Genomic DNA, 23,616 nt, shown 5'->3' with positions numbered 1-23,616 from the left:
ACCGACCAGGCCTTGCGGTGGAAAGACCGGGGGAGCAGGGTGAGGGCATGGCTGAGAACCCCAAGATGACGCTGAGCCCCGACGAGACCGAGGCGCGGCTGGCAGACAGCGTTTTCGTACACCTGCAGGGAGCCCTGCGGGGCTCGTACCGCACGGCCGACTTCGCCTCGGCCGCCGCGGTCGTCGCGCGCGTGGCCGCGATCGCGGATGAGCTGGGCCACCACCCGCACGTCCGCCTCGGTTGGGGGCGGGCATCCTTCGAGATCTCGTCCCATGACGTGGGTGGCGTCACCTCGCGCGACCTGGAACTCGCGCAGCGCATCGATGAGGCCGCCACCGAGCTAGGTGCGGAGCGGGTCGCCGCCGTCGTGAGCCTGTATGAGCTGGCGATCGATGCGGACGACGCGGCGAGCATCCGCCCGTTCTGGAAGGCCGTGCTCGACTATGTCGACGCCCCGGGAGCTGATGCCGAGGACGGTGATCTGGTCGACCCCCGCGGGCTGGGTCCGCTCGTGTGGTTCCAGCAGATGGAAGTCGCGCGCACCGACCGCAACCGCATCCACCTCGACGTCTACGTTCCCGCCGAGCATGCGGAGGCGCGGCTGGCCGCTACTCTCGAGGCCGGCGGCACGCTTGTGACCGACGAGTTCGCGCCCGACTGGTGGGTCGTCGCGGACGCCGAGGGGAACGAGGCCTGCATCTGCACCTCCGCACGCTGACGGAGGCTCGCCCTAGGGTGACATGCGATTCGAGTTCGAGAGCGAACTGTGGCGATGGCAGGCGCGCAGCGACACAGTCTGGGTGTTCGCCTCGGTGCCGGAGGAGACCCGAAGAAGGAAAGTCAAGGTTGTCCAAATCCGGCGAGCGCCGATACTCTGCCGGCATGGGGGTAGACGTAGAGGTGCACCCGGTATTCTCGGCTCAGAGAGGGAAAGAGCACTGCAATGAGACTTAGATCCAAGATCGCAATCGGAGCCGCTGGCCTCATGGCCCTCGCGGGAGTCGCAGCGACTCCCGCCGCCGCATCGCCCGCACCTGCGAAGAGCAACTTCGCCGCGGTAGTAGAAGTCTGCGAAGGCGAAACCCTGAACACCACGAATCAGGACGGCGAACCACTCAGCGCAGCTGAGTTCGAGGTGGCCATCGAGATGGTGGAGAGCTTTTGCCAGTATCAGAGCACCATTCGACCGTTCGGGGTGACCTACGGCGACTACGTGCGGAATGACACGCGGGCGAAGGTAGAGACGTGCCCGTGTGGGACTTACCAGTCTTGGTCCATCGACGTCAATGCAGTCGGTGTTCCCTACGGCGCGAACGATCTGGGAGTGATTTATCGCGTGCAGCCAGGATCTGGTGCATGGAACCACTGGCCAGTGCTGCCAATTACTACCGGAGGTTCACTCCCCACACTCAGCGGAACCATGCCGCAGTACAGCGTGATCCAGAGCTACGGAACGCTGTGGATCAATGGTGTGGTCGAAGATGAAGTGTTCAATTCTGTCGGCGCAGGATAAGTGCTCGGTGACTCTGCCCACGGCACTCGGTATCGAAGTCGAGGCCCGCGCAGCGCGGTTGGGCAATCACGTCGAAGCGTGGGTGGTTGCGAAAGAGTCCGCCGTGAAGCGAGCGATTGACGAGGAGTTCCGCTCTGAGTTGGAAGCGTACTTGCAGCGCGGGGCGCAACTCGGGGTCTCTCGTGCGGGGGAGCCTCCGCTTGATGGGGCTCACCGACTCACGGAACTGCGGGCGACGTGCGTGCCGGGAAGCAACGTGATGCAGTACACCGGAGGGACTGGCACTGAATGGGCCATTCGATGGCGCTGGGCCGTCCCTGCAGAGATGGTTTTGGTTACCGTGGCATCAGAACTCGGGTCAGTGAGTATCCCTGTCGGGCCCCTGGAAGCGCCCTGAGCGGAATCGTGGGCCGGCGATACACGCTTTGCCGGACCATCCCGCCGCCCGCACCGGACACCGGTCGCAGCGAGAATCACCCGCACCCCCGACGGAGCGGGCGCTCGCCCGAAGGTGGCGACATGCGATTCGAGTTCGAGAGCGAGCTGTGGCGGTGGCAGGCGCGCAGCGACACGGTCTGGGTGTTCGCCTCGGTGCCCGAGGAGGTCTCTGACGAGATCCAGCAGGTTGTCGCCGGCATGGAGGGCGGCTTCGGCTCGGTGAGGGTGGATGTCACGATCGGGGCCACCCGCTGGCGCACGTCGATCTTCCCGAGCGATCAGGCGTACGTGCTGCCGATCAAGAAGGCGGTGCGGGCGGCTGAAGGGGTCGATCTCGGGGATGTGGTGACGGTCGCGATCGAGCTGGTCGATTTCTAGGGGGACATCCGTGGGTAAGTCGAGCTCTTACCAACACTTATCAAGCAAAGTGTTGGTCGCAGTGCAACCTGGCATCGACGCTAATAACCGTAGCCTGATTTTGAGGGAGAACTCAAGACTGAACTTTGAGGGTTCGTCGTCGTAGCGTCGGGGGAGTAGTCGCTTCGCCCCTCGTTTCCCCGACATTGAGGTTGGTCTTCTCGTATGCGTTCTGCTCGTGGCGGTCCGGTTGCGTCCGGAGCTGCAGCCGGCACGATCGACTACACCTACGATGCGGCCGGCAGGCTCACCGCCACGACCGCCGATACGACCAGTTGGGCGTATGACGCGGCCGGGAATCAGACGGTCAACGGCATCACCGGGCAGACCGCGACCTACAACAGTCGCGGTGCGGTCACCAGTATCGGTGCCGGCACCTACGAAGGGTTCGGGCAGGGCAACACCACCCAGCTCGGGAGGGTCGCCTCCTCCACTACGACCAGCTACCTCACCAGCGGTCTGGGGTTGATGGGGGAGGAACTCTCCGGCGCGGTCGGGTCCCAGCGTGGCTTCACCCGCACCCCCGAGGGCGACGCGGTCGGGGCCCGGCTCGGTGGTGGGTCCCGGTACTACTACGTCACCGACCACCTCAACTCGGTGGTGGGGATGTTCAGCAAGACCGGCACCTACTACGGCGGCTACTCCTACAGCCCCTATAGTGAACAACGCGCCATCAGTGCCGACCCCGACATCGGCAAGAACAACCTGCGCTACATCAGCGGGTACTGGGACGAAGCCTCCGGCCTTTACAAACTCGGGGCACGGTACTACGACGCCAGCACAGGACGGTTCACCCAGTTCGACCCGTCCGGGCAGGAAGCCAACCCGTACTCGTATGCCGCGTGCAATCCGATAAACGGGAGTGACCCGACAGGTCTTTACAACGATCTCGGAAAGTGCGCGCATATTGCAGGGGGCTACGGGCTCGTGGTCGGCGGTGCCATTGCAGGGGCGTTCACAGGCGGCATCGGTCTGGTCATAGGTCTTGCAGGCCTCGGCCTCACTGCACTCACAATCGCTCTCTATCCCGAAACGACGTACTGCTAATGATCGCTCGGTCTATATTCGGTGCCATCTGCCTTTTGCTGCTGGCCTTCTCGATCTGGGGCCTCGTTCGAAGCGACGCTGTCGGATTTACTGTGCTGAGTGCTTCCTCTGCCGTCGTATGGGCCATCGGTGCTGTCGTTCAAGTTGTTAGCATCCTCCGTGAGAGGCGCGGCAAGGCAAAGGATGGTCACGACTAGTTCGGGTCTGTGGCGGCGCTCCCTGTCACGGGCGGTTGGGACTGCTGAGGGCCTTGGTGACTGTTCGCGTCAGGCGACGAGCATGGTCGCCGGTGGGCGCTTTCCAACGTGGCAGTAGGGCTCTCGAGGTCCTTCTGAGGGCCGACGCTCGGGCGTCATGCGAGGAGCGCCGCCCGCGCAATCGACCCAAGAACGACGCCTGCCTGCGCCGACGGGGCGCCGTGCAGCGCGTGCGGCGTCGAGTTGATGAGCCCGAACGTGGCCTGCACGCGCAGCCGCGTCTCCGGTCGCGGCAACTCGGGCCGCAACCGCGTGACCGTGTCGACCCATAGCTCGCTGTAGCGACGCTGCAGCGAGCGCACCTGGTGGCGCGCTTCAGGTTCGAGACTGTCGAGATCGCGGTCCTGCACGCGGATGATGTGCGGGTCGGCGAGGGCGAAGCGCACGTGGAACTCGATCAGCGCGGAGAGGGCGGATGCAGCATCCGGATGCTCCTCGACCACCGCCTGCCCGCCCGCCAGGAGTGACTCGCTCACGCCGACCAACAGCTGGGTCAGTACGGCCTGCTTGCCTGCGAAGTGCCGGTACACGGCGGGACCGCTGACGCCCGCCGCGGCGCCGAGATCCTCGAGAGAGACGCCCGCGTACCCGCGCTCGGCGAAAAGCTCGGCGGCCGCCGCCAGTAGTGCCGCGCGGCGGTCTGCCTTTGCCTGCGTTCGCAGAGAGAGTGCGGGGTCGCTCACAGGGGTTCCCATTCGCTCAACAGCCGGATAGCCTTGGTTCAGTTAATCGATCTTAACTGAAAGCAGTCAATGAAGACGCTCTCTAGTGCCATCGACACGGGTTCCGCGACGTTCGCGGCCAATGCGGAAGCGCAGCACGGCCTCGTCGCCGAGCTGCGTGCCCGCCTCGCCGAGACGGCCCTCGGGGGATCGCCCGCAGCCCGCGAACGGCACACCGGCCGGGGCAAGCTCCTCGCCCGCGACCGCATCGACGCGCTTCTCGATGAGGGCAGCCCCTTCCTCGAGATCGCGCCCCTCGCCGCCGACGGGGTCTACGACGACGCGACGCCCTCCGCAGGCGTCGTCGCGGGCATCGGGCTCGTGCACGGTCGCCCCGTGCTCGTGATCGCGAACGACGCGACCGTCAAAGGCGGCACCTACCTCCCGCTCACGGTCAAGAAGCACCTTCGGGCGCAGGAAGTCGCACTCGAGAACCGCCTACCCTGCATCTACCTCGTCGACTCCGGCGGGGCGTTCCTGCCCATGCAGGACGAGGTCTTCCCCGACCGCGACCACTTTGGCCGCATCTTCTACAACCAGGCGCGGATGTCCGCGGCCGGCATCCCACAGCTGGCAGCAGTGATGGGGTCGTGCACGGCGGGCGGTGCCTACGTGCCCGCTATGAGCGACGAGACCGTCATCGTCCGCGGGCAGGGGACCATCTTCCTCGGCGGCCCGCCCCTCGTGAAGGCCGCGATCGGCGAGGTCGTCACGGCCGAGGAGCTCGGCGGTGGCGACATCCACGCCCGCACCTCCGGCGTGACCGACCACCTCGCCGAGAACGACGAGCACGCGCTCCAGATCGTGCGCGACATCGTCGAGACGCTGCCGCCGCCGCTCGCGCCGCCGTGGGAGGTCGCGGAGCCGAGACCTCCCGCGCTCGATGAGGCCGAGCTCTACGGGGTCGTGCCGAGCGACGTGCAGGCGCAGTACGACGTGCGCGAGGTCATTGGGAGGCTCGTCGACGGCAGCGAGTTCCACGAGTTCAAGCGGGACTACGGCGAGACCCTCGTGACGGGCTTCGCGCGCATCCACGGGCATCCCGTCGGCATCGTCGCCAACAACGGCATCCTCTTCAGCGAGTCCGCCATGAAGGGTGCGCACTTCATCGAGCTCTGCGACCAACGGGGCACGCCGCTCGTGTTCCTGCAGAACATCTCGGGCTTCATGGTTGGGCGCGACGCGGAGGCGGGCGGCATCGCCAAGCACGGCGCCAAGATGGTCACGGCGGTCGCGACGACCCGCGTGCCCAAGCTCACGGTTGTGATCGGAGGCTCGTTCGGAGCGGGCAACTACTCGATGTGCGGACGGGCCTACTCGCCGCGCTTCCTGTGGATGTGGCCGAACGCACGCATCTCCGTCATGGGTGGGCGGCAGGCGGCATCCGTGCTCTCGATCGTGAGGCGGGAACAGCTCGAGGCCCGCGGCGAGGAGTGGAGCGCCGAGCAGGAGGAGGCCTTCGCGCGGCCCATCGCCGAGAGCTACGAGACGCAGGGAAGCCCCTACTATTCGACCGCCCGGCTGTGGGACGACGGCGTCATCGACCCGGCCGACACCCGCACCGTGCTGGGCCTCGCCCTCGCGGTCTGCGCTGGCGCCCCGCTGCCCGACCCGGCCTTCGGCCTGTTTCGGATGTGATCGCCGTGCCCCTCTTCGAGAGCGTGCTCGTCGCCAACCGTGGCGAGATCGCCTGCCGAATCATCCGCACTCTGCGCCGCCTGGGCATCCGCTCGATCGCCGTCTACAGCTTTGCCGACGCGGATGCCCCGCACACGCGCCTCGCGGACGTCGCCGTACGCATCGGCCCCCCGCCTGCCCGGGAGAGCTATCTGGATGTCGCGGCCATCGTCCGCGCGGCGCGGGAGACGGGCGCAGCCGCCGTGCACCCGGGCTACGGCTTCCTCTCGGAGAGCACCGCCCTCGCGGAGGCATGCGCCGAGGCGGGCATCGTCTTCGTGGGTCCGCCCGTTGCGGCGATCGACCTCATGGGCGACAAGATCCGGGCGAAGAACCACGTCGCCGAGCAGGGCGTCCCCGTCATCCCGGGGGTCTCGAAGCCGGGGCTCGACGACAAGGCACTCGCGGCCGCGGCCGAGTCCGTCGGCTTCCCGCTCCTCGTCAAGCCCTCCGCCGGGGGAGGCGGCAAGGGCATGCAGGTCGTCGACGCGGCCGCCGAGCTGCCCCCAGCCCTCGCGACCGCCCGTCGCGTCGCCCGCTCCGCCTTCGGCGACGACGAACTCCTGCTCGAGCGGCTCATCCCGAGTCCGCGGCACATCGAGGTGCAGGTGCTCGCGGACTCCCACGGCGCCGTCGTGCATCTCGGCGAGCGCGAGTGCTCGCTGCAGCGCCGCCACCAGAAAGTCATCGAGGAGGCGCCGTCGCCGCTGCTCGACGCGGCTACGCGGGAACGAATGGGCGAGGCCGCCTGCGCGGTCGCGCGTGGGGCGGGCTACGTCGGGGCGGGCACGGTCGAATTCCTCGTCTCGGGCGATGACCCGGACTCCTTCTACTTCATGGAGATGAACGCGCGGCTGCAGGTCGAGCACCCCGTCACGGAGGAGGTCGTCGAGGCCGCGGGCCGACGCATCGACCTCGTCGAGCAGCAGCTGCGCATCGCCGCCGGCGAGCCGCTCTCCTTCGCGCAGTCCGATGTCGCGCTCGTGGGGCACGCGATCGAGGCCCGCGTCTACGCAGAGGACCCCGCCCGCGACTTCCTGCCCGCGACGGGCCGGGTGCTCGAACTGGCACTGCCGAACGGCGTGCGCGTCGACGCCGGCATCGAGCGCGGCAGCCGCGTGACGAGCGACTACGACCCCATGCTCGCCAAGGTCATCGCGCGCGGCGCCGACCGCGCCGAGGCTCTCAGCAACCTCGACCGCGCCCTCGCCGAGACGGTCGTGCTCGGAGTCGCCCACAACGTGGGCTTCCTGCGCCAGCTGCTCGCGACCGAGGAGGTACGCTCGGGCGCCCTCGACACGGGCGTGATCGAGCGGATGCTGCGGCACGCCGCTCCCGTCACGGTCGAGCAGCAGGCGCTCCAGGTCGCGGCACTCGAGTTCCACGCCGATGCCACGCCCGGCACGGGACCCTGGCACGCCGGGGACGGCTGGCGTCTCGGCGAGCACCGCCCGGCCCGCTACGTCCTCGAGGTGCATGGCGAACGACACACGGTCGAGGTGCCGAACGCGCCGCCCCGCCACCGCTACAGGGTGGCGCGCGACGGCGACAGCGTGTGGATCGGGCGGGACGGGGCATCCGTCGCCCTGCGCTTCATCCCGCGCGACGAGCTGCTCGCGGAGAAACTCGCGGCGATCGGCCGGGCGGAGGGCGAGGCATCGCCGGAACTCCGCTCGCCCATGCCCGGCACGGTGGTCGCGGTCGGCGCGAGCACGGGCGACGAGGTCGCGGCGGGCCAGGTCGTCGTGACGATCGAGGCCATGAAGATGGAGCACCACCTGACGGCGGGCAGTGACGGCGTGGTCACGGTCCACGTGCGCGAGGGCGACCTCGCGCAGCTCGGGCAGGTCGTCGCGGCGATCGCGCCGCGGCACAACGAGGAGAAAAAGCAATGACGCAGACGCTCGCACGAACACGACAGGACGACGGCTTCGACCTCACGGAGGACGAGCGCGACCTCAGCGCGATGGTGCGCGAGTTCGCGGAGGAGGTCGTCGCGCCGAGGTCCTACGAGGCCGACCGGGAGCACGAGCTGCCGCTCGATGTCGTCGCGCAGATGGGGGAGTTGGGGCTCTTCGGGCTGCCCTTCCCCGAGGAGGTCGGCGGGCAGGGCGGCGACTACATGGCCTTCTGCCTCGCGGTCGAGGGGCTGGCCCGGGTCGACCAGTCGATCGCGATCACCCTCGAAGCGGCGGTCGGCCTCGGCGCGATGCCGGTCTTCCGCCACGGAACCGAGCAGCAGAAGCAGGAGCTGCTGCCCGCACTGCTGGCGGGCAAGGCGCTCGCGGGCTTCGGCCTCACGGAGACAGGCGCGGGCAGCGACGCGGGGGCGACCCGCACGACGGCCGTGCTCGACGGCGACGAGTGGGTCGTCACGGGCAGCAAGCAGTTCATCACCAACTCGGGCACGCCCATCACCTCGCACGTCGCTGTCACCGCGGTGACCGGCAGGACCACGGATGCCTCGGGCCGCGAGCGCCGCGAGATCTCCACGATCATCGTCCCCACCGGCACGCCGGGTTTCACGGTCGAGCCCGCCTACGACAAGGTCGGGTGGCGAGCATCCGACACCCACCCCCTGACGCTCGACGGCGTTCGCGTGCCAGCGTCGAACCTGCTGGGGGAGAGAGGGCGCGGCTACGCCAACTTCCTCAGCGCGCTCGATGAGGGCCGCATCGCGGTCGCGGCGCTCGCGACGGGGGCGGCCCAGGGCTGCCTCGAGGAGGCGGTGCGCTATGCGAACGAGCGCGTGGTCTTCGACGTGCCGATCGCGCAGCACCAGCACATCGCTTTCACGATCGCCCGCATGCGCTCACGGGTGCACACGGCGCGGCTGTCCTGGCATGACGCGGCGCGCAGGCGGGACGCGGGGGCATCCTTCAAGGAGCAGGCGGCGATCGCCAAGCTGGTCGCAAGCGACGCGGCGATGCTCAACGCGCGCGATGCGACGCAGGTCTTCGGCGGCTACGGCTTCATGAACGAGAGCCTCGTCGGCCGCCACTACCGCGACTCGAAGATCCTCGAGATCGGCGAGGGGACGAGCGAGGTGCAGCTCATGCTCATCGCACGCTCGCTAGGGCTGGGAGTGCAGGCATGATGCGCGAGGAGGTGCAGCGGGGGCTGTGGTTCGAGGAGCTCGAGGAGGGGGTCCGCTACGTGCACCGCCCGGGCCGCACGATCACGGAGGGGGAGAACATCCAGTTCTCGGCCATGACGATGAACCCACAGGGCCTCCACATCGACTCCCACTTCGCGGCGGGAGAGGAGTTCGGCCGCCCGCTCGTCAACTCTCTCCTGACCCTCTCGATCATGGTCGGGCAGGCCGTGGCGCATCTCACGCAGGGCACGACGGTGGCAAACCTGGGCTTCGAACGGGTCGAGTTCCCGCATCCGCTCTTCCCCGGCGACACCCTGCGCACCGAGACGGTCGTCACGGGCAAGCGGCTCTCGCGATCGCGCCCCGGTCAGGGCATCGTCACCTTCGAGCACACGGGTCGCAACCAGGAGGGCGTCGTGGTGGGGGTGGCGGTGCGCAGTACCCTCGTCTGGTGCGAGAGACGCGAGACATGACCTTCACGATGGGTCCGGCCATCCTCTTCTGCCCCGCCGACCGGCCGGAGCGCTTCGCCAAAGCGGCGGACCGAGCGGATGCCGTCATCCTCGACCTCGAAGACGCCGTCGGCAGTGAGCGCAAAGCGGATGCCCGTGCCGCCGTGCTCACCTCCTCGCTCGATCCCGAGCGCACCATCGTGCGCCTCAACGGCACCCGCAGCGCCGAGTTCGCCGCCGACCTCGAAACCTTCGAGCGCAGCGGCTACGACACCGTCATGGTGCCGAAGGTCCAGGCGCCTGAGGAGCTGGCCCCGCTCGCCGCCCACCGTGTCATCGCGCTGATCGAGTCGGCGGCGGGGGTGCTTGCAGCGCCGTCGATCGCGGCACTGCCGCAGGTCGTCGGCCTGTTCTGGGGTGCCGAAGACCTCACCGTCTCCCTCGGCGGCACGAGCAGCCGCGGCGAGGACGGCCGCTACCGCGACGTCGTCCGCCACGCCCGCTCGAGCATCCTCCTCGCGGCACGCGCGCACGGCAAGGCCGCGATCGACGCGATCAACGCGGACTTCACGAACCTCGACTCCCTCACGAGCGAGGCGACGGATGCCGCGGCCAGCGGGTTCACCGCAACCGCCTGCATCCACCCCGCCCAGGTCGAGCCCATCCGCGCCGCCTACCTCCCGAGCGAGGAGCGAATCGACTGGGCCCGCCGGGTCGTGGAAGGGGCGGCCTCCCACGAGGGCGCCTTCACGGTCGACGGCGCGATGATCGACGAGCCGCTCATCCGTCACGCGGAGGCGATGCTGCGCCGCGCGGGGCGGTGACGGAGGGACAGCAGAAGCTGTCCACTGTGCACTGCCGCGATTCGGGGGTTGACTGCAGGTACACACCGTCGTGTGCAATCCTCACCCGAAAGGGCAACATTATGAAGCTGCTCGCATACATCGTCGCGGTCATCCTCGCCACGGCGCTGCTCCTCGGTGGCGGCCTGCTAGTTGGCCTAGCGGAGGGGGAGGAACTGTCGAGCTTCTTCGGTCTCGCATTCGCATCACTGACCGTGTTCGTATACGGGCCTCTGCTGCTCGGCTCCCTCTCCGCCTATTGGAACGTCAAGGTGTCAGGTGAGAGCAGGAAGACGTTTCGACTGTGGCTTGCCGTGATTGTCGGCCTGGAGGTTCTGGCGGGTGTCGCGATCGTCACCTACGCGGTGCTCCTGCCCGCGCCGGTCTGGTTGCCTGCGCTGTTCATCGGGGGTGGCATCCTGTTGACCGCGGTGGGTCTCGTAGTAGGGCCCGCCCTCTTCCGTCACGATGAGCGACGCGGGGGTTCGGCCGAGCCCTGGTCGCCGGTGTCGCGAGACGAGGTACGGCGCAAGATCGCTGTCGTCGCAATCACATTCGGTGCTGGCCTCGTGATTGCGCTGGTCGGACTCGCTCTGCTCTTCTTCAGTCTTGACGATGCCGACTCCTCCGATATCGGCGCCGTCTTCGTGATGGCCCTCAACTTCGCGTTCCTTGCTGCGGCGATCGCGACCCTGGTCGTCAGTCTCGCGTGGAATCGCCGCCTCAAGCACGTGCTGGGAGGGGACCTCGGCGTGGGCCGCCGCATGGCCAAGGTCGTGTTGCGAGGCAAGGACGACCTGCTCGGCGAAGGTGAAGCGCCCATGGCTGCTCGCTATGCCGCCACTATTTCCACGATTCTCACCTCTCAACTCTGTTTTGTGGTCCTGCTGTACTTGAGCCTCGCACTGCAGCAGGTGCAACTCCTTCTCAGTGACCCGAGCAATGTCCTGTCGCTGGTGTTGCTGGTGGCGTTGCCCGTCGTGTTGCTCGTCCTCATCCCGTGGACAGTGCTGCGAATCAAGCGCGCCCGCCGATATGCCCGTGACCACGCGAACCTGCTGCGACAGGATCCTGCCGGCGGCGGTGACCACCGGGAAGAAGTCGGGGTCGACCCGCGTTAGCGTTGATGTCTGTACGCCTGCATCAACAGTTGGGAACGCAATGACCTACGCCGTCACCGGTGCCACCGGCCACCTCGGCCGCCTCGTCCTCTCCTCCCTCATCGAGCGGGGGGTTGCTCCCGGCGACATCGTCGCGATCGGTCGGGATGTCGCGAAGCTCGAGGATTTCGCCCAGCAGGGTGTTGTCGTCCGCACCGCCGACTATGCGGAGCCCGCGTCGCTCGACGCCGCTCTCGCCGGTGTCGACCGGCTGCTGCTGATCTCCGGCAGCGAGGTCGGTCGCCGCGTGGCCCAGCACACGAACGTCGTCGAGGCGGCCAAGCGGGCCGGCGTGACGTTCATCGCCTACACGAGCGCACCCCACGCCGACACGACAAGCCTCGCCCTTGCTCCCGAGCACAAGGCGACGGAGAAGGTCGTGCGTGAGTCGGGCATCCCCTTCGCCCTGCTGCGCAACAACTGGTACACCGAGAACTACGTGCAGGTTGCCGAGCAGGCGCAGTACACGGGGCTCATCATCGCGAGCCTGGGCGACGGGCGCATCGCGAGCGCGAGCCGCCGCGACTACGCGGAGGGCGCCGCCGTTGTACTCGTGGGCGAGGGTCACGAGGGCGCCGTCTACGAGTTCTCGGGCGATGTCGCATGGGACTACGACGAGCTCGCCACCGTCGTCTCGGGCATTGTGGGCCGGGATGTCACGTACAAGCGCGTCTCGTCGAAGGAGCACCGCAGCATCCTCACAAAGGCAGGGCTCGACATGGGCACCGCCGGTTTCGTCGTCACGCTCGACACCAACACGCGGGAGGGTGCCTTGGCCGACGCGAACGACACCCTGAGCGGGCTCATCGGGCGGCCCACCACACCGCTCGCGGAGGGTCTCGCGGAGGCGTACGAGTCGGCGATGGCGGCCCGCGAAGCTGCAGAGTAGCGGGCGCTCAGTCGTCGAAGGTGTTCAGCAGGCTGTGCGCCGCCCGGTCGAGGTAGGACCAGAAGGTCGCATCGTCGAGCGGGCTGAGCTCGAGCGTGTCGAGGGCTGCGCGCATGTGCTTCAACCAGCGGTCGCGGGCGTCCGGCCCGACCCTGAAGCCCGCATGGCGCATGCGCAGACGAGGGTGCCCGCGCTGTTCACTGTAGGTGCCCGGCCCGCCCCAGTACTGCTCGAGGAACATCGTGAGGCGCTGGATGGCCCCCTCGAGGTCGTCGGCCGGGTACATGGGCCAGAGCACAGGGTCGCCCTGCACCCCGTCGTAGAAGGCCCGCACGAGCTTCTCGAACGTCTCGTGCCCGCCGATCTGCTCGAAGAAGCTCCCCGTTGCCGCCGAACCGCTTTCGCTGCGGCGCAGAGTCACCCGGCTGCGCAGGCCCTCGGAACCGGCGGGGATGTCGCTCGGATGCTGCTCACTCATGTCTGCTCCTTGCTCCGCGTCTTCTTCTCGGGCTCCTGCAGGGGGAGTGGGCGCGTGCGCGGCGTTCGCGCCCCCGCGACATTCGTCGCCCCGTCGTAGCCCTTGAGCACGACACTGTTGAGCGCCGGAAGCCGCACCCCCATTTCATCAAGGGTCGCCTTGAGGCGCGCCCGGAGCTCTCGGGCCACATCATCCTTGCTCGAGGAGCGGGTCTTGACCACGAGCCGCACGACGACGGCCTCCGACGAGATCGACTCGATGCCCCAGATCTCCGGACGCTCAAGGATACGACTGCGCCACTTCGAGTTCTGGAACATGTCGACGGCGGTTGCCAGCATCCGCTCCTGCACGAGCGCGACATCCGCCTCATAGGGCACGGCGAGGTCGATGATCGCGCGGGCCCAGCCCTGCGAGAGATTGCCCACGCGGAGAATCTCGCCGTTGCGCACAAACCACAGAGTGCCGTTGACGTCGCGGATCTGCGTCACGCGGATGCCTACCACCTCGACGACACCGACGGCGGGCCCCAGGTCGACGACATCACCGACACCGAGCTGGTCCTCGGCGACCATGAAGATGCCGTTGAGCACATCCTTGACGATGTTCTGCGCGCCGAAACCGAGCCCTGCGCCGACGGCCGCGCTGACGATCGCGAAGGCGCCCGAAGCGTTGGGGAACAGCACCCCGACCAGCAGGATGGCCGCGAGGATCACGACGACCGCCGTCACTGCACTGTTGAGTACCGTGCCGAGGGCGCGGGTTCGCTGCACGACGCGGGCCGCCGCGAGGGGAGAGGTGACGAGGTCCTGCGTGTCCTGGGTGTTCTGGCGCTCCTTGAGACCCTGCACGACCCGGTTCACGACGCGACGGATGACGCGGAGGAGGAGCCATCGCAACACGATGGCCCCCGCCATGATGAGTAGCACCTTGAGCGGCACCTGCCAGGCGTCGACGAACGCCAGCACGCCCGCCCAGAAGGCAGCCCAGTCCACCCCGCTCACGTCTGGCCCTGCGTCAGCGCGCGTCGCGCTCCTGCACCCGCAGCGCCCGGTCGACACCGTCGAGGTTCTCGACCACGAGGCGACGCAGTGCCGGGATCTCGGGGTTGTCGGCAAGCCAGGCGCGCGTGGCATCCGCCAGCTCGCGTGAGGCCAGCGGCGTCGGGTAGAGCCCGACGATGAGCGCCGAGGCGATGCCGTAGCTGCGCGACTCCCACAGCGTGGTGAGGCTCGAGAAATAGCGCTCGACGAGGGGCTCGAGCGACGCAGGGTCGTTGACGTGCTGCACACCCATGCCCGTGTGGCGCACGATCATGTTGGGCACGCTGTCGTCGTCGACGATCGACGCGAATGCCGCGAGCTTTGCCTCCTCGGTCGGAATCGTCGCCCGGGCGCGAGCCGCGGCCTGCTGACCGTTGGCCGTGTTGTCGGCTTCGAGGGCTGCGGCGATCTCCTCCTCGCCCGCGGCGCCGTTCAGCACGAGACCCTCGAGGAGCTCCCACGAGAGGTCTGTGTCGATCTCGAGACCTTCGAGCGTTATCGCGCCCTCCCGCAGGTCGCGGAGCACGGATGCGTGGTCCTGCGTCGACGCGATGGCCGCGAAGAACTTGACGAACTGGAACTGGGCGTCGGAGCCCGGTGCCGCGTCCTGCGCGAGCCGCCATAGCTCCGTGCCGACGAGCTCGATCGTCTCGGCGCGGGTCGCCGGGTCGACATACATGCGGGCCGTCGTCAGCAGCTGCGTCAGGGTCGTGCGGATGGTCGTCGACTCGGTCTCGCTCGCGATGTTGCCGAGCACGAGCCGCACGTAGTCGCTCGCCTTCGTCTCGGCATCCCGCGTCGAATCCCACACCGAACCCCACACGATCGCGCGCGCGAGCGGGTTCTCGATGCTGCTGAGGTGCGCGATCGCTGCCTCGAGCGAGTCCTCGTCGAGACGGATCTTGGCGTAGGCGAGGTCGTCGTCGTTGATGAGCACGAGGGCGGGCTTCTTCTGGCCGACGAGAGCCGCGACATCCGTGCGCTCCCCGTCGACGTCGATCTCGACGCGGTGCGCCCTTGTGAGCGACTCACCCTCGAGCTCGTAGAGGCCGATCGCGAGGCGGTGCGGACGGATGGTCGGGTAGTCCTCGGGAGCTGACTGCAGCACAGCGAAGGACGTGATGACCCCGTCTGCGTCCGTCTCGATCTCGGGGCGCAGGGTATTGACGCCCGAGGTCTCGAGCCACAGCTTCGACCACTCGGTGAGGTCGCGCCCGCTCGTCGTCTCCAGCTCCGTGAGCAGGTCGACGAGCTCGGTGTTGCCGAAGGCGTGCTTCTTGAAGTAGGCGGCGACACCCGCGAAGAAGGCCTCCTCGCCGACCCAGGCGACGAGCTGCTTGAGCACAGAGCCGCCCTTGGCATAGGTGATGCCATCGAAGTTGACCTGCACGTCTTCAAGGTCATTGATCGTCGCGACGACGGGGTGCGTCGAGGGGAGCTGGTCCTGGCGGTAGGCCCAGCTCTTCTCCATGGCCTGGAAGGTCGTCCATGCCTCCGTCCACTCGGTCGCTTCGGCCGTCGCGATCGTCGACGCCCACTCGGCGAAGGACTCGTTGAGCCACAGGTCGTTCCACCACTTCATGGTCACGAGGTCGCCGAACCACATGTGGGCCAGCTCGTGGAGGATCGTGACGACACGACGCTCCTTGATGGCGTCGGTGACCTTGCTGCGGAAGACGTAGGTCTCGGTGAAGGTCACGCAGCCCGCGTTCTCCATCGCACCCGCGTTGAACTCGGGCACGAAGAGCTGGTCGTATTTCTCGAAGGGGTAGGCGTAGTCGAACTTCTCCTCGTAGTACTCGAAGCCCTGTCGGGTCTTCTCGAAGATGTAGTCGGCGTCGAGGAACTCGCGCAGCGAGCGACGGCAGAAGACACCGAGCGGGATGGTGCGGCCATCGCGGCTCGTGAGCTCGCTGCGCACGACGTCGTAGGGACCCGCGACGATCGCCGTGATGTAGGAGGAGATGCGGGGGGTGGGGGAGAAGCGCCACGTGCCCGTTTCGCCGTCGATCTCTGGCTCGGGGGTGGGCGAGTTGCTCACTACCTGCCACGTCGCGGGCGCCGTGATCGTGAAGGTGAACGTGGCCTTGAGGTCGGGCTGCTCGAAGACGGGGTAGACGCGGCGGCTGTCCGGCACCTCGAACTGGGAGTACAGGTAGACCTCCCCGTCGACGGGGTCCACGAAACGGTGCAGGCCCTCGCCCGTGTTGGTGTACTCCATGTCGGCGACGATCGTGAGCTCGTTGCGCTCCGCGAGCCCGTCCAGCTGGATTCGCAGTCCGTCGGCGGCCGCGACATCCACGCTCTCCCCGTTGAGCGTGATGCTGTGCACCTCGCGGGTGATCGCGTCGATGAAGGTGGATGCTCCGGCCTCCGCCTCGAAGACGACCGTCGTCGTGCTGCGGAACGTCTCCGCTCCCGTCGTCAGGTCTAGCGCGACATCGTAGGAGTCGACGGCGAGGAGGGCGCTGCGCTCCTGGGCCTCGAGGCGGGTGAGGTTGTCTCCGGGCATGGCGGGGCTCCTTCATTGTGTGGCGACTGGCCGGTACCGATGGGCCCGGGGCTCGCCCGGGCCGCGCGAGATCGTCGCGCGTCGCCGTTCAGCCTAAACCGGACCCGTCAGCGGATGCTCGCTGCCGCACGCACCTCGGAGTCCACGGGGTCCTGCATCCGCTGCTCCTCACCCCGCACGATCTCCTCGCGGACCAATTCCTCCGTGTCGGCGATCGCGCCCAGCAGCATGCTGCGCAGGAGGGCATCCGGATCGGAGACGCAGGCCTCGGCAGCGCCCAGGACCGCCGTGCTGATGATGGCGCGGCCACGCCGAGAGAAGGAGACCGGCCGCCGAAAGGTGGGGACGCTCGCCGTGAAGTCTCGCGCCCACGCCATCGCGAGCGGCGCGACGCGCTCAGCCTGCTTCAGGAGCTCCGCAGACCTCGGAGTCTCCTGCCCCGCATCCTCGAGCGCGGAACGGCAGGAGAGCACGCCCACAGCGAGTGCCCGCTGCCGCGTCTCGGCAACGGAGGCAAGCGGAGTCACGGCCGCGCGAAGGGTGATCGCCGGATCGATCAGCGGCGACGCGCCCGTGAGACCGACGACGGAGGGGATGTGGCGAGCGAGCGCCTGGCGTGCACTGTCACTCGTGAAGTCGTTGACGCCGCGCGCGAGAAATGCGAGAAGCGGATGCGTGCACGCGGGGTGATCGCTCCACGGTTCCCCCGCGAGGTAGGAGGCGAACTCCATGAAGCAGGCTCCCTGCCTGGGGCGTCGGTGCCGTCCCCGGGAGAGCACCGGCATCCCGCCGGGCACGTCCCACTCGCTCTGGTTCCTGAATCCCGTCAATCCGGTCATGAGCCACCTCCGCCTCGAGACGCCTGCGCTTCTTCCAGTGTGCGCCCGCCGGGGCGCGAATTCCAGAGGATTGAGGTGCTTGTCAGGCAGGGGCGGTGTGGTGATTCGCCCGAGGCCATTAGCGTGGTCGCCATGACCGACACGAGCACCGCAACTCCCACCCGCGTCGACTTCTGGTTCGACCCCTCCTGCCCCTGGGCCTGGATGACAAGCCGTTGGCTGGACGAGGTGGCGACGTTGCGCGCGCTCGACGTGCACTGGCACATCATGAGCCTCGCCGTGCTCAACGAGGACAAGGAGGACCTGCCCGACTTCTACAAGCAGTTCCTTCCTCGTGCGTTGCGCTACGCGCGACTCGTCGCTGCCGTCGCCGAGACTGAGGGCGAGGAGGCGGTCAAGCCGCTCTACGACGCTCTCGGCACGCGCATCCACCCCGGAGGTTCGACTGACGTCGACACCGTCATGGCCGAGGCGCTCGCCGAGGTCGGACTCGATGCCGCCCTCATCGCGCACGCCGACACGCAGGAGTATGAGCCGCAGCTGCGCGCGAGCCACGCGGAGGGGATTGGTCGCGTGGGTCAGGATGTCGGCACCCCCGTGATCGCGGTCGGGGACATCGCTTTCTTCGGCCCCGTGATCTCGCCCGCGCCCAAGGGCGAGGAGGCCGCGAAGCTGTGGGATGGCGTCGTCGCAGTCGCCGCCTACGACGGATTCTTCGAGCTCAAGCGCTCTCGCACCCGCGACCCGCAGTTCGACTGAGCTGCGTGAGACGGATGCCGCGGCGCTTCTAAACTGAACGGATGCGCATCCACATCGCCACCGACCATGCGGGCCTCGACTTCAGCCGTCACCTGCAGCAGCACCTGAGCGAGCAGGGCCACGAGGTCATCGACCACGGCCCCGCCGAGTACGACGCGCTCGACGACTATCCGTCGTTCTGCATCAACGCCGCCCGTGCGGTCGCGCGCGACCGGGCCGCGGGGGTCGAGGCGCTCGGGGTGGTCTTCGGGGGCTCGGGCAACGGCGAGCAGATCGCGGCGAACAAGGTCACGGGCATCCGCGCCGCCCTCGTTTGGAGCACGGCAACGGCGGAGCTCGCGCGCGAGCACAACGACGCCAACGTCATCTCGATCGGTGCGCGTCAGCACCCCGTCGAGGACGCCGTCTCCTTCATCGACACGTTCATCGCAACCCCGTTCCCCGGTGAGGAGCGGCACGCTCGCCGCATCGCACAGCTGGGCGAGTATGAGACGACGGGGGCCATCGCCGGCCACGAGATCGTCTAGCGCCGGCTCATGCCCGAGGGTCATTCCGTCCACCGCATCGCGCGGCAGTTCGCTCTGCACTTCGTGGGGCACGAGGTGGCCGTGTCCTCGCCGCAGGGGCGATTTGCGGCAGGGGCTGAGCGCCTCGACGGCCACACGATGGTCGACGCCCTCGCGGTGGGCAAACAGATGTTCCTCGAGTTCGACCACGGGCTGTGGCTGCGGGTGCACCTCGGCCTCTACGGGGCCTGGGATTTTGCGGGCGACATCACGGCGGACGCGACCACGGCATCCGCGAGCGGTCGCATGGGCCAGACCAACATGCGCGGCACCTTCGTTGACGCGGAGGGCGACTTCGAGGGCGAGGTTCCGGATGCCGCGGGCGCACGTGGCGAGAACGAGGCGAGCCTGCGCAGCATCGGTGCTCCGCGCCGCACGCGGTTGCGGATGTCGGAGAACGAGCGGCTGGGCGACGACATCGCGACCTTCCCGCCCGAGCCGGTCGGCCAAGTACGCGTGCGGCTCCTGACGGAGGTCGCCGTCGCCGACCTGCGCGGGCCGACCGCGTGCGAGGTGCAGACGCCGGAGGAGGTCGCCGCGTCAATGGCGAAGCTCGGCCCGGATCCCCTCGTGGGGAACCAGAAGGAGGGCGAGGAGCGCTTCGTCGCCGCGGTACGGAAGACCTCGACCCCCATCGGCCTGCTCCTCATGGACCAGAAGGTCGTGAGCGGCATCGGCAACGTCTATCGCGCCGAGTTGCTGTATCGGGCCCAGCTCGACCCCCACACGCCCGGCAAGGTTGTGCCGGAGGAACTCGTGCGTGAGCTGTGGCGCGACTGGGTACATCTGCTCACGATCGGGGTCGAGACCGGCCAGATGATGACGATCGACGGACTCGAGGGTGAGGCATACCGAGCAGCCCTTGCGAGCAGGGACGACCGCCACTGGGTCTACCATCGCGAGGGGGAACCGTGCCGCACCTGCGGCACCAACATCGCAATGGAGATCGCGGCGGGGCGCAAGCTGTACTGGTGCCCCCGTTGCCAGGTCTGACATCACTGAGACGACGAGAGGCACCATGAGGCACACGCCGCACTACATCATGAAGGACCCCGAGGAGGTCAAGCGCCTCATCCGGGAGAACCCCTGGGCGACGATCGTCTCGAACACTGCCAAGGGCCTCGTCGCGTCGCACTATCCCGTCGTGCTCGAGGAGGACCGCGACGAGATCAGCATCGTCAGTCATGTCGGGCGCCCCGACGACCGGGCCCTCGAGCTGGGCCAGCACGAGGTGCTCGTGATCATCCAAGGGCCCCACGGCTACGTCTCGCCGAGCTGGTATGGCGACGGGCCCGCCGTCCCGACGTGGAACCACGTCACGGCCCACCTCTACGGCACCCCCGAGATCCTCAGCGACGAGGAGAACTGGCGCGTACTGACCGAGCTCGTGCACCACTTCGAAGACTCCGTGCCGCACCCCAAGCTTCTCGAGGACAACGAGGAATACGGCCGCAAGATCGTCTCCGGCACGGCCGGTTTCCGTCTCGTTGTCACGCGTTTCGAAGCGAGGGCGAAGCTCAGCCAGGACAAGCCCGACGTGGTCGTCGACTCCGTCATCGACAATCTCGCCCACGGCGAGCACTATTCGAGCACCGAACTGGCCGCTGAGATGCGCCGAGTGCACGGGGGCGCGGGAGCAGACGCGTGAGCGCGGCATCAGTGGTCCTGCGCAATGCGCGGGTCGTGGGCTCTGAGGGCGAACCCGTCGACATCGAGATCATGGACGGCCGCATCGTGACGGTGGGGGAGCAGCGCGCCGGTGGCATCGACCTCGAGGGGCGTTGGGTAGCCCCCGGTCTGTGGGACAACCATATCCACATGAACCAGTGGGCGCTCGCGACCCACCGCCTCGACGTCTCGTCGGCGATGTCGGCGCGGGAGGCTGCGGGCATGGTCGCGGCCGCCCTTCGTGAGCAGGGCCCGTCCCTCGGCCCGGATGGCGAACCCCTGACCTTCGTCGCCAACGGGTTCCGCGACGGCGTCTGGGATGACGCCCCCAATCTGGGCGATCTGGATGCCGCGAGCCCGAGCATCCCCGTCGTCGTCATCAGTTTTGACCTGCACGCCACCTGGCTCAACACGGCTGCCCTTGAGCGCTACGGCCTCGCGGGGCATCCGACGGGGGTGTTCCGTGAGGAGCCCGCCTTCGAGATCGAGCGGCGGGTCAACCAGGTGCCCGACGAGGTGCTCGATGCGTGGGTAGCCGAGGCGGCGGCGGATGCTGCGGCTCGCGGTGTCGTCGGCGTCGTCGATCTCGAGATGACGTGGAACCTCGACGCCTGGCAGCGTCGCATGGCCGCAGGCCTCGACACCCTCCGGGTCGAGTTCGGCATCTACACGCAGGACATTGAGCGGGCGATCGAGATGGGCCTGAAGACCGGGCAGCGCCTCGGGGAGCTGTTGACGGTCGGTCGGCACAAGATCCTCACGGACGGCTCGCTCGGCACGCGCACCGCATACTGCTTCGACGCCTATCCGGGGCTCGCCCCCGATGAGAACCCCTTCGGCTTGCTCACGGTGCCGCCCGAGCAGTTGAGGCCGCTGCTGCGCCGTTCGCTCGATGCAGGCATCATCGCGACGGTGCACGCGATCGGCGACCACGCCAACCACCTCATGCTCGATGTATTCGAGGATCTGGGGATGCGAGGCGCGCGCGTCGAGCACGCCCAGCTGCTCACCGTCGACGACCTTGAACGCTTCGGCCGTCTGGGCATCCAGGCGAGTGTGCAGCCCGAGCACGCGATGGACGACAGGGACATCGCCGACAGGCACTGGCGCGGCCGCACGGAGCGTGCCTTCATGCTGCGTTCCCTTCTCGACTCGGGCGCGACGCTGCTCCTCGGTTCCGACGCGCCCGTCGCGCCGCTCGACCCGTGGGTGACGATCGCGGCGGCGGTGGGGCGCTCTCGCGACGGGCGTGAGCCGTGGCATCCGGAGCAGGCGATAACAACGCGCGAGGCTCTCGACGCGTCGGTGCGCTCGTCGATCGCGGCGGGAGAGGTGGCCGACCTCGTCGTGCTCGACTCCGATCCGCTGGCGGCGGGGGCGGATGCCCTCCGCACGTTTCCCGTTGCCGGCACCATGCTCGCCGGTCGTTGGACCTTCGGCGGCTTCTGACTCTCCTGCGGCTACGCCGCTTGAGCCGTTTCGTTGCCATTTCACAGCGGTAACAACTTTCAGATATTTCTGAAAGTTCATTGCGGTGAACTCTTTGAGAACCATAAGCTCCCCTTCAAGGATGCTTCGCCCAGAAGCGCCACAGCACGCGTGCAGCGCACGCGCCCAGGAGGAGAAATGAAGCTGTCTGTCAAGGCATCGTTCGGAATCGCCGCCGCCACGATGCTCGTGCTCGCAGGCTGTACCGCGACATCCGATCCCGCCACCGACGACGACGTGATCCTGCGCGTTGCCATCGCCGAACCGGATCGGCTCGTCCCCGCCAACCACTTCAGCTCCTATGAGGTGCTCACGGCGATATTCACATCGCTCACCGGGCTCGACGAAGACGGGCAGCTGGAATACCTCCAGGCCGAATCGGTCGAGTCCGACGATGCCGTCACCTGGACCATCACGCTGCGCGACGGCTGGACCTTCCACAACGGCGATCCCGTCACCGCCCAGTCCTACGTCGATGCGTGGAACTATGCCGCCTACGCACCCAACGCGCAGGTCAACGGCGGGCAGCTCAAGAATGTGGTCGGCTACTCCGAGCTCAGCCCCGTCGACGGCTCGGAGCCCACCGCAACGGAACTCTCCGGCCTCTCCGTCGTCGACGATCTCACCTTCACCGTCGAGCTTCAGTCGCCCGACCGCCAGTATCCATTCCAGTTGACCCAGGGTCAGACGGGGCTCTATCCCTTGCCGGCAGAGGCTCTGGAAGACCTGGACGCGTACAACAGTCACCCCATCGGCAACGGTCCCTTCATGCTCGCCGATGACTGGACGCCCAGCCAAGAGATCGAAACCGTCGTCTATGAGGACTACGCGGGCGAGGAGCCGACGATCGGGGGCGTCACCTTTGTGCCCTACCTCGACACAACCATCGCCTACACGGACGCCCTCGCGGGCGAGGTCGACATCGTCGCCATCTCAGGGGACCAGGTGACACGAGCTGAGGAGGACTTTGGCGACAATTTCTACGCCCTGGACGCCCCGGGCGTCGATCTGCTCGGATTCCCCTCCGACGACCCGCGCTTTTCTGACAAGCGCGTGCGGCAGGCGATCTCCATGGCGATCGACCGTGAAGCGATCAACGACGCCATCTATGGTGGGCGCCAGATTCCCGCGACCTCGCTGACCTCTCCGAGTATGCCCGGCGACCCCGCAGGCGTCTGCGGCGAGTACTGCGAGTTCAACCCCGAGGCAGCTCAGGAACTGCTCGCCGAGGCGGGCGGCTTCGAAGGTCCGATGGAGCTCCTCTTCATCGGAGGCTGGGGCCAGGAAGACCTCTTTGCGGCATACGCCAACCAGATCCGCCAGAACCTCGGCATCGAGGATGTCGTCGCGACCCCAGCGCCGGACTTCGCGGCCTTCACTGAGCGCGTAGCGAACGGCGACGTCTCAGGTCCGTTCCGCGCTCGCTGGGGCGCGCTCTACCCGAGCCAGCAGGACACGCTGCACTCGCTCTACACGGCAGAGGGAGACGGCAACTTCGGCACGGGCGGCTATTCCAATCCCGAGGTCGACGCCCTCCTCGCCGAGGCGGACGCCGCCGAGACCCTCGAGGAATCGTACGAGGGTTATCGGGCGGTGCAGGAGCGCATCCTGGAGGACTTCCCGGTCGTACCGACCTTCGGCAACCGCTACCTATACGTCACTTCGGAGCGGGTCACCGACCTCTACTCCATCTCGGGCAGCCCGCTGCTGAGCCGGGTCGAGGTCTCCGCCTGATCCGGCGGACTGAAGGGAAG

Annotated in this window: 22 protein-coding genes; 17 read left to right on the top strand and 5 right to left on the bottom strand. The window is 67.8% G+C overall.

Features of this window, described 5'->3' with window-relative positions:
* Positions 1-47 precede the first annotated feature (47 nt).
* From OH146_RS02890 to OH146_RS02875, 4 genes are all read left to right on the top strand, one after another.
* Entirely contained in the window at positions 48-719 is a 672-nt protein-coding gene (locus OH146_RS02890) for a 4a-hydroxytetrahydrobiopterin dehydratase (RefSeq protein WP_265157194.1), read from the top strand.
* A gap of 267 nt (positions 720-986) precedes the next feature.
* Entirely contained in the window at positions 987-1,514 is a 528-nt protein-coding gene (locus OH146_RS02885; RefSeq protein WP_265157192.1) for a hypothetical protein, read from the top strand.
* A gap of 519 nt (positions 1,515-2,033) precedes the next feature.
* Entirely contained in the window at positions 2,034-2,330 is a 297-nt protein-coding gene (locus tag OH146_RS02880; RefSeq protein WP_265157190.1) for a DUF1905 domain-containing protein, read from the top strand.
* A 204-nt stretch (positions 2,331-2,534) separates the two neighbouring features.
* Entirely contained in the window at positions 2,535-3,416 is an 882-nt protein-coding gene (locus OH146_RS02875; protein WP_265157188.1) for an RHS repeat-associated core domain-containing protein, read from the top strand.
* 352 nt (positions 3,417-3,768) lie between these two features.
* Here OH146_RS02875 and OH146_RS02870 read toward each other — a convergent pair whose 3' ends face one another.
* Positions 3,769-4,368, bottom strand: a complete 600-nt coding sequence (locus OH146_RS02870) for a TetR/AcrR family transcriptional regulator (RefSeq protein ID WP_265157186.1) — start codon at positions 4,366-4,368, stop codon at positions 3,769-3,771.
* 57 nt (positions 4,369-4,425) lie between these two features.
* Here OH146_RS02870 and OH146_RS02865 point away from each other — a divergent pair, with 57 nt between their 5' ends.
* The 7 genes from OH146_RS02865 to OH146_RS02835 all read left to right on the top strand — a co-directional run bounded on the left by OH146_RS02865 (position 4,426) and on the right by OH146_RS02835 (position 12,512).
* Positions 4,426-6,033, top strand: coding sequence for a carboxyl transferase domain-containing protein (locus OH146_RS02865; protein ID WP_265157185.1), 1,608 nt, complete (start codon positions 4,426-4,428; stop codon positions 6,031-6,033).
* A gap of 5 nt (positions 6,034-6,038) precedes the next feature.
* The gene (locus tag OH146_RS02860; protein ID WP_265157183.1) at positions 6,039-7,967 is read left to right on the top strand and encodes an ATP-binding protein; all 1,929 of its coding nucleotides are present in this window, start codon (positions 6,039-6,041) and stop codon (positions 7,965-7,967) included.
* Positions 7,964-9,169: an acyl-CoA dehydrogenase family protein gene (locus OH146_RS02855; protein WP_265157181.1), complete on the top strand. Its 1,206-nt coding sequence runs from the start codon at positions 7,964-7,966 to the stop codon at positions 9,167-9,169. The genes OH146_RS02860 and OH146_RS02855 overlap by 4 nt, the downstream gene beginning before the upstream one ends.
* A complete protein-coding gene (locus tag OH146_RS02850) occupies positions 9,166-9,642 on the top strand; it encodes a MaoC family dehydratase (protein ID WP_265157179.1) in 477 nt (158 codons plus the stop codon). The genes OH146_RS02855 and OH146_RS02850 overlap by 4 nt, the downstream gene beginning before the upstream one ends.
* On the top strand, positions 9,621-10,445 hold the full coding sequence (locus tag OH146_RS02845; protein WP_308214937.1) for an HpcH/HpaI aldolase/citrate lyase family protein: 825 nt from the start codon (positions 9,621-9,623) through the stop codon (positions 10,443-10,445). Before OH146_RS02850 ends, OH146_RS02845 begins: the two co-directional genes overlap by 22 nt.
* A gap of 101 nt (positions 10,446-10,546) precedes the next feature.
* Positions 10,547-11,584, top strand: a complete 1,038-nt coding sequence (locus OH146_RS02840) for a hypothetical protein (protein ID WP_265157177.1) — start codon at positions 10,547-10,549, stop codon at positions 11,582-11,584.
* 40 nt (positions 11,585-11,624) lie between these two features.
* On the top strand, positions 11,625-12,512 hold the full coding sequence (locus OH146_RS02835) for an SDR family oxidoreductase (RefSeq protein WP_265157175.1): 888 nt from the start codon (positions 11,625-11,627) through the stop codon (positions 12,510-12,512).
* Between the two features lie 7 nt (positions 12,513-12,519).
* Here OH146_RS02835 and OH146_RS02830 read toward each other — a convergent pair whose 3' ends face one another.
* The 4 genes from OH146_RS02830 to OH146_RS02815 form a co-directional block, all read right to left on the bottom strand.
* Positions 12,520-12,990, bottom strand: coding sequence for a globin (locus tag OH146_RS02830; protein WP_265157173.1), 471 nt, complete (start codon positions 12,988-12,990; stop codon positions 12,520-12,522).
* Positions 12,987-13,991: a mechanosensitive ion channel family protein gene (locus OH146_RS02825; protein ID WP_265157171.1), complete on the bottom strand. Its 1,005-nt coding sequence runs from the start codon at positions 13,989-13,991 to the stop codon at positions 12,987-12,989. Before OH146_RS02825 ends, OH146_RS02830 begins: the two co-directional genes overlap by 4 nt.
* Positions 13,992-14,004: 13 nt before the next feature.
* Positions 14,005-16,542 (bottom strand): aminopeptidase N, encoded by a 2,538-nt coding sequence (pepN, locus tag OH146_RS02820; RefSeq protein WP_265157169.1) that lies wholly within the window; start codon positions 16,540-16,542, stop codon positions 14,005-14,007.
* Between the two features lie 107 nt (positions 16,543-16,649).
* Entirely contained in the window at positions 16,650-17,381 is a 732-nt protein-coding gene (locus OH146_RS02815; protein WP_265157167.1) for a hypothetical protein, read from the bottom strand.
* A 132-nt stretch (positions 17,382-17,513) separates the two neighbouring features.
* Between OH146_RS02815 and OH146_RS02810 the strand changes: the two genes are divergently transcribed.
* From OH146_RS02810 to OH146_RS02785, 6 genes are all read left to right on the top strand, one after another.
* A complete protein-coding gene (locus tag OH146_RS02810; protein ID WP_265157165.1) occupies positions 17,514-18,140 on the top strand; it encodes a mycothiol-dependent nitroreductase Rv2466c family protein in 627 nt (208 codons plus the stop codon).
* 41 nt (positions 18,141-18,181) lie between these two features.
* Positions 18,182-18,667, top strand: a complete 486-nt coding sequence (locus OH146_RS02805) for a ribose-5-phosphate isomerase (protein ID WP_265157163.1) — start codon at positions 18,182-18,184, stop codon at positions 18,665-18,667.
* A gap of 9 nt (positions 18,668-18,676) precedes the next feature.
* Positions 18,677-19,699 (top strand): Fpg/Nei family DNA glycosylase, encoded by a 1,023-nt coding sequence (locus OH146_RS02800; protein WP_265157161.1) that lies wholly within the window; start codon positions 18,677-18,679, stop codon positions 19,697-19,699.
* Positions 19,700-19,724: 25 nt separating this feature from the next.
* Complete coding sequence (locus tag OH146_RS02795; RefSeq protein WP_265157159.1) at positions 19,725-20,354, top strand: FMN-binding negative transcriptional regulator; 630 nt, start codon at positions 19,725-19,727, stop codon at positions 20,352-20,354.
* Positions 20,351-21,823, top strand: coding sequence for an amidohydrolase (locus OH146_RS02790; RefSeq protein ID WP_308214936.1), 1,473 nt, complete (start codon positions 20,351-20,353; stop codon positions 21,821-21,823). The genes OH146_RS02795 and OH146_RS02790 overlap by 4 nt, the downstream gene beginning before the upstream one ends.
* A gap of 177 nt (positions 21,824-22,000) precedes the next feature.
* Positions 22,001-23,596 carry a peptide ABC transporter substrate-binding protein gene (locus tag OH146_RS02785; protein WP_265157157.1) on the top strand — a complete coding sequence of 532 codons (1,596 nt, stop codon included), beginning with the start codon at positions 22,001-22,003 and terminating at the stop codon, positions 23,594-23,596.
* Positions 23,597-23,616: the final 20 nt, after the last annotated feature.

The organism is Homoserinimonas sedimenticola (genome assembly GCF_026094475.1).
GTDB classification, from domain to species: Bacteria; Actinomycetota; Actinomycetes; order Actinomycetales; family Microbacteriaceae; genus Homoserinimonas; species Homoserinimonas sedimenticola.
This window is presented reverse-complemented; position numbering and strand designations above follow the sequence as displayed.